The sequence below is a fragment of the Aquimarina pacifica genome, from assembly GCF_000520955.1.
Taxonomy (GTDB): domain Bacteria; phylum Bacteroidota; class Bacteroidia; order Flavobacteriales; family Flavobacteriaceae; genus Aquimarina; species Aquimarina pacifica.
Window position 1 is genome coordinate 146,411 of sequence record NZ_JACC01000013.1, and the last position, 11,849, is coordinate 158,259.

Genomic DNA, 11,849 nt, shown 5'->3' on the forward strand with positions numbered 1-11,849 from the left:
GTTATTGATTAAAATCTAAAGTGTGAGAATGCTTTATTTGCTTCAGCCATTTTATGAGTATCTACTCTCTTTTTTACAGCAGCTCCTTCTTCCTTTTCTGCAGCAATAATTTCTGCAGCAAGCTTTTGTGCCATAGACTTCTCATTTCTTTTACGTGAAAATTGAATCAACCACTTCATTGCAGTAGATATTTTACGATCTGGCCTTATTGGATTAGGAATCTGGAAAGTAGCTCCTCCTACACGACGGCTTCTAACCTCTACGTGCGGCATCACATTTGATAATGCATCTTTCCATATCTCTAATGCAGTCTTTTCTTCGTTTTGTTTTTTTTCTTCTACGATATCAATGGCATCATAGAAAATTCTGAAAGCAGTTGACTTTTTACCATCCCACATCATCATATTAACAAAACGAGTTACTAATTGATCATTAAAACGAGGATCTGGCAAAATTGGTCTTTTTTTAGCCTTTCTTTTTCTCATGTCTTCTTCTTAAAGTTTTTTGATTACTTCTTAGGGCGTTTTGCACCGTACTTAGATCTTCTTTGAGTTCTACCTTCTACACCAGCGGTGTCTAAAGCTCCACGAACAATATGATATCTAACTCCTGGTAAATCTTTTACCCTTCCACCTCTAACTAATACTATCGAGTGCTCTTGGAGATTGTGACCTTCACCACCGATGTACGCATTAACCTCTTTACCATTTGTCAACCTAACACGAGCTACCTTACGCATAGCTGAATTTGGTTTTTTTGGTGTAGTGGTATAAACACGCGTACAAACACCGCGGCGTTGCGGGCACGAATCCAAAGCAGCCGATTTACTCTTCTTAGTTATTTTGGCTCTACCTTTTCTTACTAATTGTGAAATTGTTGGCATAATTTGCTTTACACTAATATTAAAAATTCAAAAATATCCTTCTAAAAGGGCTGCAAATGTAGAACTATTTTTCGGGAAATCAAATCTTAACTAATTAATTTTGAAATGAATTTCGCAAACCAATATAAAAAAAGAAAAAACAAGAAGAAACGAACTCCTCTCCATGAAATCAAAATCTAATAATAACAAATACATCTCTTCAATCAAATAATACTTCTCACCGTAACATCAAGACAACCTAACCTTATCAATTAAAAAAATCTATATCATAATTTAAGGACTATTAAAAAAAGCTCTCCTAACCTTCACACTGAACTAGTAATCACAAACCAACCATAGACAACAGACTATAACTCAAAAAAAATGAAGCACCCATCTTCTTTCCCAATTTTATGTTAAACAAAAACTCCAAGACCAGTCAAGCAAGCCAGCACTCAAGAAAGATCAAAAAACAACAAATAACCAATGGCAAAACCACAGTAAGCTTTCAAAAGAAAGCACATACATAAAACACTAAAAACCAATTAAAAACTTACGAAACCCCTACTTAAAAACCCACAAAAAAAGAATGAATAATTTAATTGATAATTATTTCTCAAAAACTCTAAAATATTTACGAATCTAATTACAAACATGAAGAATTACCTAAATTTTTATAACAAAAAGTTGCTTAATAGAGATATTATTGTGATTTTTGGTGTTGGCTAATTCAAATAAATCGTAAAAATGAGAACAAAGTTTAGTGAAGTACTAACGCTGATCTTAGCGTTTGTCGTGCAAATAACGTTTGCACAAGAAAAAACGATCTCTGGTACGGTGTCCGACAATGGCGGACTCCCATTACCTGGAGTAAACATCGTTGTAAAAGGTACCTCTAACGGTACACAATCAGACTTTGATGGTAAATATACTATCGAAGCAAACAAGGGGGCAGTTCTAACATATACATATGTTGGTTTTGCAACCCAAGAAAAAGTTGTTGGAGACAGCAATACTATCAATATTCAGTTAGCAGAAGACGCTGCTCAACTTGAAGAGGTTGTAGTAACTGCACAAGGTATTCGAAGAGAGAAAAAATCTCTTGGATATGCAGTAAGCACAGTAGCTAACGACAAGATAGAGCAAAAAGGAGAAGCGGACATAGGACGTATCTTAACTGGTAAAGCTGCGGGGGTAAATATAACATCTACCAACGGTTTGTCTGGTTCTGGTACTAACATTATTATTCGTGGATATAGTTCTGTTACGGGTAGTAACCAACCTCTTTTCGTAGTGGATGGGGTTCCTTTTGATGGAGGAACGAATACACAATCTAATTTCCTTGATAACAATACAGAATCAAGTAGATTCTTAGACTTAGATCCGAACTCTATCGAAAGCGTGAATGTTTTGAAGGGTTTAAGTGCAACTACATTATATGGTCAAGCTGGTAGTAATGGTGTAATTGTAATAACTACTAAAAATGGTTCTACGGCAGGTGCAAGAGAAAAATTTGAAGTAAGCGTTACGCAATCAATATTTACATCGCATGCAATACTTCCCAAGTATCAAAATAATTATGGTGGAGGATTTCATCAGGATTATGGGTTCTTCTTTAGTAACTGGGGACCTGGTTTTGATTCTGATCTAAGCGCAAATCCTAATTTTATCGGAATTGCATCTGACGGGACTACATTGGTGAATGGACCTCTTGGTGCAATTAATGATCAATCGTTGGTTATTGGATTTGAAGACCAAATTGACATTCCTTATGAGTACAAGCCTTACGACAGTGTAGAAGACTTTTTTAAAACAGGAACAACTTCTACTACCACTGTTAATATTTCGGGTGGAGGAGAAAAAGCTAGGTTTAATGTAAGTTATACACACCTAGATGAAGAAGGTGTTACTCCGGGTAACGAACTTACCAGAAACAATTTTGGTTTAGGAGGTAACATGAAGTTATCAAATAAATTAACTGTTAATGGTGTTATTAATTATGCTCTTACCGATTTTAAATCTCCTCCTGTTGCACCAAGTTTCGGTTCAGGTACAGGGTTTGATGGTGGATCTGTTTTTGGAGATTTAATGTACACCCCTCGAAGTGTTAACTTATTTGGCTTACCATATCAAGCAGCTGACGGACGAAGTGTATACTACCGTTCTGGTAACGATATCCAAAACCCGAGATGGACAGTTGAAAATGTAAAAGCGACACAAAACGTACGAAGAGTGTTTGGTAGTATTGCTACCACATATGAATTAAATGATTGGATCAACTTAATGTATAGAATTGGTATTGACCAGTATACAGAAGCCAATACTTACGGTCAAAACAGAGGTGGTGTTGATGGAGAACAGTTAGGTATCTATCGTACATCTTCTGTGACAAATACTATTTGGGATCACACATTATCTGCTACTGCAAATAAGGATCTTTCTGAAAAGCTAAACTTGAATGTGAACTTAGGTTTCAACCCAAGACATGAAGATTTTATCAGAGAAGGGGTAGAAAGTGTAGATCAGCTATCTTTTGGAATCCTTGAGCATTATAACTTTGCAAGTCAATCTGCTTTTAACAGTTTCACAAACTTACCTATAGGAGACAAAGAAACTCAAAATACTATGGGGGTTTATTTTGATAGTACATTCTCTTATGATGACTACTTATATTTAAACCTTGCAGGTAGAAATGATTGGTCATCTACGTTAGAATTGGATAATAACTCTTTATTTTATCCAGCAGCGAGTGTATCATTTATACCAACTACAGCATTTACGAATCTAGAAAGTGATGCACTTAATTATCTAAAACTTCGTTTTGGATATGGTTCTTCCGCAGGCTTCCCGATTCCTTATAGAACACGAAGTTTCTTAACTCTAAATCCTAGAGGTTTTGTAGGAGATGATGTAGTCCCTATTAACAATGTAAATACACGATTAGGAAACCCTGATCTTAAGCCAGAATTGGTTAGTGAATTTGAATTTGGTATTGACACCAAACTTTTTAATCGTCTTGATTTTAATGTAAGTGTTTTTTCTAAAAAAACTACCGATCTTTTAACAGATCAGACTTTGGATTATGCAACTGGGTATGAAGTTACACAAGTAAATATTGGGGAACTACAGACACAGGGTATCGAAATTGATTATAACATTGATATAATCAGACCTAATAGTTCTGATGGTTTCAAATGGAACTTGGCTGGTAACTTTTATGCCGATGAAAATGAAGTAACAGATCTAGATGACAATGTCGATCAGATCTTACTAACTTTTGCTGTGACAGGAGAAGCGGCAAACTACGCGGTAGAAGGACGTCCTTATGGTGTTATCCTAGGTAGCACAGTTGCAAGAGATGAAACTACTGGAAATAGATTAGTTGATGCGGATGGTAACTATATCATTAATGAAGATATTACAGAAATTGGTGATCCTAATGCAGATTGGACAACAAACTTAAACTCAACATTCAGCTATAAAGGATTCTCTTTATATATGGATTGGCAATATCGTTATGGAGGAGATATCTACTCTACTACTACTGCCTCTTTGATCGGCCGTGGGGTTGTAGACTTAGATGATCCTTTAGATCGTGAAGCGTTATATGTATTACCAGGAGTTCAACAAGTTTTTGATGACAATGGTAATGTTACAGGTACAATACCGAATACTACACAAATAACTGCAACTAACTTAGGTTTTGATAATTATGGTATTGGATCAGCTAATGAATTTAGAATTTACGATGGTACTACACTTAGGCTTAATGAGGTAAGCTTATCATACAGAATGCCTGCTAAATTTTTAAATAAAACGCCGTTTGGTAGTCTTACGTTAAAAGCTTCTGGATTTAATGTATGGTATAAAGCATTTAACTTCCCTGATGATGTTCGATTTGATACGAATTCATTAAGTACAGGTGTTGGTAACGGACTTGGTATTGACTTTATAACAGGACCAAGTATAAGAAGATATGGATTAAGCGTTCAAGCAACATTTTAATTAAAGGAACTATGAAAAAATATAATATAACAACAAACATATTAAGATACGTTGCGATGTCATTAATGCTTACAGCCATAATGACGGTAACGAATTCTTGTGAAAGTACGGAACTTGAACTCTTGAATGATCCAAGTTCATTGAGTCCCGAGCAGGCCTCAGAAGATCTATTTATAAACAACATTCAGCTAGGAGTTGCTGCCTTTTTTGACGGAGATAATAGTGATAATTTCGATGGAGCAAGTGAGGTAGGTATGGAAGTTACGAGAATGATTGCTATGATAGCGGGTAACACTTATCAAAATGCATACACTCCTTTCAGCATGAATGGTATCTACAGAGATGCGTACTCAAAAACAATGATTGATATAAAAACCTTATCTCCTCTAGCAGAAGAGAAAGGATTATACACACACCTTGGTATGGCTCAAGTAATTGAATCCTATATCATGATGACGATGGTTGATTATTTTGGTGATTTCCCTTATTCTGAAGCATTCTTAGGTGCTGAGAACCTAGCACCTAAAGCTGACCCAGGTGAAGATATCTATGCAGATATTGAGGCACTACTAGATGAAGCTATTGCTAACTTTGGGAAAGAACAAGCTGCTGATGTAGCTAATGATTTCTTTTATAACGGTGATGAAACTAAATGGGTTAAGTTGGCGAATACATTAAAATTAAAAATGTATGTACAGACCAAATTAGTTGACGCGAGTGCATCTAGCAAAATAAATGCTATAGTAAACTCTGGTAATTATATCCGAACCGCTGATGAAGACTTCCAATTTAACTATTCAACCGTAGATGTAAACCCAGATAGTAGACATCCATTATTCAGTGACAACTTTGATAATGGTAAAACTGAGTATATGTCAAACTGGTACATGGATCTTGTTGTAAATCAATTAGACGCATCAGATACTGAAATTGACGACCCTCGTAGAAGATATTATTTATACAGACAAAGTGATGATTTCAGTGCTGCTGATAGTCAGACACAACCATGTACTCAGGAAAGCAAGCCATCACATTACTCAGATGACGATCCTTTCTGTCAGGTTACAAGTACTTTTGGAGATGGTTATTGGGGTAGAGATCATGGAGATAATGATGGTATCCCACCAGATGATGGAGATGTTTGTTTATTTGGAGTATACCCTATAGGTGGTGAATTTGATGCAGACGCCTTTATTGGTATTAACGATAGAAATATTGGTCTAGAAGGAGCTGGTAGCTCTATGATGATGTTATCTTCTTATGTTGATTTTATGTTGGCAGAAACCGCTTTAACGCATAGTGTAACTGGAGACCCAAGAACATATCTTGAGCAAGGTATTACTAAATCAATTAGTAAAGTAACGGCTTTTGGGGAGCAATTAGATCTTGATTCTGCAGTTGTAGAAGATGATCCTGATACTGCTGAAGATGAAGAAATCATCCCAAGAACTTTTGTACCAAGCTCAACAGATATAACTAACTATATTGCTGCTATTCTTGCTAAGTATGATGCTGCTGATGACGATGGAAAATTAGAAATTATTGTTGAGCAATACTTTCTTGCATTATTTGGTAATGGTATAGAAGCTTATAATACCTACAGAAGAACAGGGAAACCCGATTTACAGCCAACTTTATTGGCATCTCCTGGAATCTATATTAGAACATTCCCTTATCCAGATGCTCTAGTAAACAGAAATAGTAACGTAAGTTCTAAACCTATTTCTACTCAAGTATTCTGGGATACGAATGCTAGTAACTTTATTGATTAAAACATAAATTGATATGAAAAATATATATATAAAACTATTGTCCATATTCCTTGTTGCCGTTGCAATAATTGGTTGTGAGGATGAAGAAAAAGATCCTCTATTCGTTGATAGTGACCCAAACAACAGCGGAGCATTTGTTACAATTGCTCAAGATCCTGATAATTTAGTAATTGATTTCTCTGACCCATCATCAAGTTATAATTTTACTATTGATGCACCTGCGAATAATATTACTGAATATGATCTAAGAGTTGCTAGAACCTCTAATGGTGTTGTTTCTGACACTGTTTCTGTTCAAAAGGTTAGCACATTTCCAGCAGATTTTCAAATTACAGTAGCTGACTTAGAAAGTGCATTGGGTGTTGATGATATTGCACCGGGTGATCAATTTGACTTTATTTCAACTGCCACGGCAGAAAACGGTTTAATCGGTACTTTCGAAGATTTAAATGGAGATGCAACTGGACCAGGACAATTTCAAGGTTTTAATCATGTAACTTTTGTTATCTGTCCTTTTAGTGTATCAGAAGCTATTGGAAGCTATTCTGCTACTAGTGAAACATTCCCATTTGCAACCGTAAGCAGTACATTCGAAGTTAGTGCTGGTCCAACCGATGACACTGTTGTTGTTACGGGATTATATGATGCTGAGAAAAGTTTCACTATTGTAATGGATACTGCACTTGGAATCGCTACTGTGGAAAGACAAGATGTTAAGGATGATTTCTTAGGTTATGCAGGAGGTCGTATTAATACGAACTTGACTACTAGCTTTTTCTTTTCGTGTACAGGTACAATGATATTGAATCTTCAATACACTGTAGATTTAGGAAGTTTTGGTAATTTCCAGATCATAGCACAAAAGAATTAATATACTTACATAGAAATTTAAGAAAAAGCGCTATTCTCTTATGGGATAGCGCTTTTTTTATAAATTATAAATAACATAATTATGATACTATTTTTTGAAAAAATCTTGATTATTGTATTTCTAATTATCTTCCTATTTTCCTGCAAAAATGATGATAACTCTTCTGTAGAAATTGAAGGAGATGACGATATGGCAACTCCAATCCCAGAGATTTCTGAAGATAATCCTATACTAGGAGAAACAGGTAAAATAGTTACTCTGAATTCCTCCAAAATTAATAATGGATTTATACTAGTCAATGATGTTAATAATGCAAGGGTATATCTTATGAATAAATTAGATGCAGAAATCGTTCATGAGTGGGATTTATCTTTAAAATTAGGTAATGATGTGGTACTTCTCGACAATGGTCAACTTTTGGCCTCATTAAAAGATGAAAGTGCATTCTATGATATCGGCGGATATGGTGGTAAAATACAATTAATTAATCCTGATAGTTCGATCGATTGGGAATTTACACACTCAGATGAGCTAAAACTATCTCATCATGACATAGAACTCTTACCTAATGGCAATATCTTAATTCTAGCTTGGCAAATCAAATCCAAAGCAGAAGCTGAGTTAGCTGGTTACAATCTAGATAATACTATTGAAATCCTAATGCCCGAATCTCTCGTTGAAGTTAATCCAAATACTAATGAAATTGTATGGCAATGGAATTCTTGGGATCATCTCATTCAAGATCATGATGACTCCAAAAACAATTTTGGTAATGTAAATGAGAACCCTCAACTAATTGATCTTAATTACCATTATGACGATCGTGGAGATTTTATGCATGCAAATGGTATTGATTACGATTCAGAAAATGATCTAGTTTATATAAGTGTAAACTTTTATAGTGAAATATGGGTTATTGATCATAGTACCACAACAAAACAAGCTGCCGGCCATGAAGAAGGCACTTACAATAAAGGGGGTGACTTAGTGTATCGATTTGGAAATCCAACAACCTATAGAAATACGACTGGAGAACGATTGTTTTACAACAACCATTTCCCAAATGTTCTTGCCGAAAATGAAAACGGTGCAGGAAACATTTTAGTTTATATGAATGGTAATATCCCTGACAATGAACAGTCAGTTGTATACGAACTTAAAATCCCTCAAAATTTTAACTTACTACCGAATCAGGATAATGAACCTGAAATTATTTGGGAATTTACTGATAAAGACCTTTATTCTACATTAGTTTCGGGAGCAGTAAGATTACCTAATAACAATACCCTTATTGCTGAAGGTGATTATGGATATTGGGAAGTTACAGAGGATAAAGAAGTAATATGGAAATTTGAAGGAGATGAAGGGTTCTACTGGAGGGGATATCATTACGATTATGATCATCCAGGCTTAATTCCTCTGGACTTACAGTTTTCATTACCTTAAATCAAAAGCTATAAACAAGACATGAATTTAAAAATCAGTAAATTAACAGTTATTTATCCGTATTAATTCTATTAAGCACTATTTTTAAGTTGTTTTAAAAAATTATTATTCACACTTGTTTATTCAAAAAAAATTAAAATACTTTAATTATGAAACCAATTACAATCTCAAAAAAAAATAGCACAATTATAATGCTATTTTTAATAACATGTATGGCATTTCAACCTAGTTATTCGCAAGGAGGTTCTGCAGGAGCTCCGAATCAGCAAGGTCGTATTTTAGCACTGGATGCTTTATATAATAGAGTCAAAAACAATTCAAAAGTTGAAGGAATTTCCTTAAATGAAATTAAGGGCTCTCCTTACTTAAACAAAAACTTTGAAAAAAGCATATTGTATCATAATAACAAGCCTGTTGGTCAATTATTAAGTCGTTATAATATATATAGTGATGAAATAGAAATCAAAAAAAATATTACGGACAAAGAGTATTCAGCTCTTATAAAAAGTAAATTAATAGCATGTGACCTTAACGGACAAAAACTTATTTTCAGTTCCTATAAACCAGAAAATAAAATGGCTGAGGAGGGATATCTAATATGTTTATCTGATCCATTACAGGAATATGTTCTTTACAAAAAAATTAAAGTTATTTTTAGGGACAGAGGTGTTGAACAATCAAGTTCATTATCAAAAAGGACAGATGCTAAATTTGCAAAGTTCACATCATATTTTGTATCAAAAAAGGAAGACAAACTTGCTCAAGAACTTCCGAAAAAAGGAAAAAAAATAGCTTCCGCTTTTTCAGATCAGCATGAATCAGAAATCTCCTCATTTATAAAAGAGCAAAACATCAATACCAAAGAAGAAAAGGATCTAGTAAAACTATTTAATTTTATTAATACTCTTGATCCTAAAATCTAATCTAGACAGTAGGAGTTCAATAGAATTTGAGACAAGTTAATATAGGCATTAAGAAATAGTCTGTTATAACACAATAATTTAAAAAGAGTCTCTCTGCAACCTTTGTGGTAATAACTAGAAAAACGTATTTAGATCCTAAAAACTAGAATCAAAAAAAATTTAAGTTATATATCTTTTTCCTAAAACCTACTAAACACATCCTAATCAACCTTGATTAGGATGTGTTTTTATACTTATCTTCGCAGTCTATGAAAAATGAACTACAAATTTTTGGTATAAGGGCTATTATAGAAGCTATTACTTCGGGAAAGGCAATTGATAAGCTATATATCCAAAAAGGGCTACAAGGTGACCTGTCTAAAGAACTCATGAGATTGGTCAAAAAGAATGGTATCACTATGGTATATGTGCCTGTTGAGAAACTTAACAGACTCACCAAAATGAATCATCAGGGTGCCGTAGCTCATATATCACCAATTGATTTCTATGAGCTAGAGAACCTCGTTATAAAGGTTACCGAATCAGGAGAAACACCACTATTTTTGATCTTAGACCAGCTCTCTGATGTTCGTAATTTTGGGGCTATTATCAGAACCGCCGAATGTACAGGAGTTCATGGTATTATTGTACAAAAAAAAGGAGGTGCTCCTGTAAATGCAGATACTATCAAGACTTCTGCCGGAGCAGTATTTAACATTCCTATTTGCAAAGTTGATCATATCAAAGATGCTATGTTTTATTTACAGGGATCAGGGATTCAAGTAATCGCTGCAACCGAAAAAGCGACAGATACAATTTATAAAACCGACCTTACCATTCCGTCAGCATTTATAATGGGAAGTGAAGGCAAAGGAATATCCTCTTCCGTATTAAAACTTGTAGATGTCAAAGCTAAATTACCAATGCAAGGAGAAATTGCATCCCTAAATGTTTCTGTGGCCTGCGGAGTATTTTTATATGAGGCAATACGCCAAAGATTATGACATTCTAACTAAAACTATATCACTCACACTTACAATAGTGTGTTTTTTGTCATTACTCGAGAGAATAACAATATTAGTTAAAACATTTTTATACAATTAAAAAAGGAACAGTATTTATTCGTAGAAGACGTCTACCCTATTCCTCCTCTTCCTGAATCTTTTTTGTATCAGGTTTATATTCATATACCACATTAAGCGCCCGTTCTATGCCCTCTTCTTGAGTTATATTTTCAATAAAATAACCATTCTCATCAAAATGCTTTAGAAATTCGTCATCTTCTTCGTTATAATCTTCTTCTTGCCATGTGTATAATTTTGGTGTTGGCACGCCTGTTTTTATAAAAAATCCTAGAAAAGCTCCTGTTAAAATACCCGACAAATGCCCTTCCCAAGAAATTTTAGGGTCAATAGGCAATACATACATCACCATACTACCATAAATAAAAACAACGATCAATGACAGTGCGATTAATCGAAAATGTTTTGCTACTATCCCTTTAAAAAAAAGAAAACCAAAAAGCATATAAATAATACCACTAGCTCCTATATGATTCGCAGGACGCCCCAATAACCATGTAGCTACACCAGTTAATAACGCTCCCATAATTAATACTTTCCATGCATTTTTATGATAAAAAAAGAATAAAGCCGCAGATAGAATTAATAAAGGCAATGTATTATGCCATAAATGCGAAATATCTGCATGAATAAATGGAGAGCAAAAGATACCTCTTAACCCTTTTAAAGTTCTTGGATATATACCTAGATAGTTAAAATCAAACCCAAAACGAATTTCAAACCAAAACACAATCCAGTTAAGTAATACAAAGAGTATAGGATACCCTACAACACCAGTGGTAAACTTAAAATGGGTATTTTCTTGTTGCATACATCTTGTACATCAAAAAAAAGTCCAAAAAAAAACACCTGTTAAAATGGCAGTCTTTTCCTTTTAATGCAATGTCTTGTCCTGAAATAGCGTTACAA

General features: G+C 34.3%; 9 protein-coding genes. 6 read left to right on the forward strand and 3 right to left on the reverse strand.

What is annotated here, in order from left to right; translation table 11 throughout:
- Positions 1-8: 8 nt before the first annotated feature.
- Entirely contained in the window at positions 9-485 is a 477-nt protein-coding gene (gene rpsG, locus DZ60_RS0109645) for a 30S ribosomal protein S7 (protein WP_025741876.1), read from the reverse strand.
- A 23-nt stretch (positions 486-508) separates the two neighbouring features.
- On the reverse strand, positions 509-883 hold the full coding sequence (gene rpsL / locus DZ60_RS0109650) for a 30S ribosomal protein S12 (RefSeq protein ID WP_024770883.1): 375 nt from the start codon (positions 881-883) through the stop codon (positions 509-511).
- 726 nt (positions 884-1,609) lie between these two features.
- On the opposite strand from rpsL, the gene DZ60_RS0109655 reads away from it, so the two are divergent.
- From DZ60_RS0109655 to rlmB, 6 genes are all read left to right on the forward strand, one after another.
- Entirely contained in the window at positions 1,610-4,867 is a 3,258-nt protein-coding gene (locus tag DZ60_RS0109655; protein ID WP_025741877.1) for a SusC/RagA family TonB-linked outer membrane protein, read from the forward strand.
- 11 nt (positions 4,868-4,878) lie between these two features.
- Positions 4,879-6,639, forward strand: coding sequence for a SusD/RagB family nutrient-binding outer membrane lipoprotein (locus tag DZ60_RS0109660; protein ID WP_025741878.1), 1,761 nt, complete (start codon positions 4,879-4,881; stop codon positions 6,637-6,639).
- Positions 6,640-6,652: 13 nt separating this feature from the next.
- Entirely contained in the window at positions 6,653-7,510 is an 858-nt protein-coding gene (locus tag DZ60_RS0109665) for a hypothetical protein (protein ID WP_025741879.1), read from the forward strand.
- 81 nt (positions 7,511-7,591) lie between these two features.
- A complete protein-coding gene (locus DZ60_RS0109670; protein WP_025741880.1) occupies positions 7,592-8,956 on the forward strand; it encodes an aryl-sulfate sulfotransferase in 1,365 nt (454 codons plus the stop codon).
- Between the two features lie 149 nt (positions 8,957-9,105).
- A complete protein-coding gene (locus tag DZ60_RS0109675) occupies positions 9,106-9,879 on the forward strand; it encodes a hypothetical protein (protein ID WP_025741881.1) in 774 nt (257 codons plus the stop codon).
- Positions 9,880-10,127: 248 nt separating this feature from the next.
- Entirely contained in the window at positions 10,128-10,862 is a 735-nt protein-coding gene (gene rlmB / locus DZ60_RS0109680) for a 23S rRNA (guanosine(2251)-2'-O)-methyltransferase RlmB (protein ID WP_025741882.1), read from the forward strand.
- A gap of 136 nt (positions 10,863-10,998) precedes the next feature.
- Here rlmB and DZ60_RS0109685 read toward each other — a convergent pair whose 3' ends face one another.
- Complete coding sequence (locus tag DZ60_RS0109685) at positions 10,999-11,751, reverse strand: rhomboid family intramembrane serine protease (protein WP_025741883.1); 753 nt, start codon at positions 11,749-11,751, stop codon at positions 10,999-11,001.
- Positions 11,752-11,849: the final 98 nt, after the last annotated feature.

Excerpts from the sequence above, each read along its gene's own strand:
- rpsG (WP_025741876.1), bottom strand. The coding sequence starts at position 485 with ATGAGAAAAAGAAAGGCTAAAAAAAGACCAATTTTGCCAGATCCTCGT.
- DZ60_RS0109655 (WP_025741877.1), top strand. The coding sequence starts at position 1,610 with ATGAGAACAAAGTTTAGTGAAGTACTAACGCTGATCTTAGCGTTTGTC.
- DZ60_RS0109670 (WP_025741880.1), top strand. The coding sequence starts at position 7,592 with ATGATACTATTTTTTGAAAAAATCTTGATTATTGTATTTCTAATTATC.
- DZ60_RS0109675 (WP_025741881.1), top strand. The coding sequence starts at position 9,106 with ATGAAACCAATTACAATCTCAAAAAAAAATAGCACAATTATAATGCTA.
- DZ60_RS0109685 (WP_025741883.1), bottom strand. The coding sequence starts at position 11,751 with ATGCAACAAGAAAATACCCATTTTAAGTTTACCACTGGTGTTGTAGGG.
- rpsL (WP_024770883.1), bottom strand. The coding sequence starts at position 883 with ATGCCAACAATTTCACAATTAGTAAGAAAAGGTAGAGCCAAAATAACT.
- DZ60_RS0109665 (WP_025741879.1), top strand. The coding sequence starts at position 6,653 with ATGAAAAATATATATATAAAACTATTGTCCATATTCCTTGTTGCCGTT.
- rlmB (WP_025741882.1), top strand. The coding sequence starts at position 10,128 with ATGAAAAATGAACTACAAATTTTTGGTATAAGGGCTATTATAGAAGCT.
- DZ60_RS0109660 (WP_025741878.1), top strand. The coding sequence starts at position 4,879 with ATGAAAAAATATAATATAACAACAAACATATTAAGATACGTTGCGATG.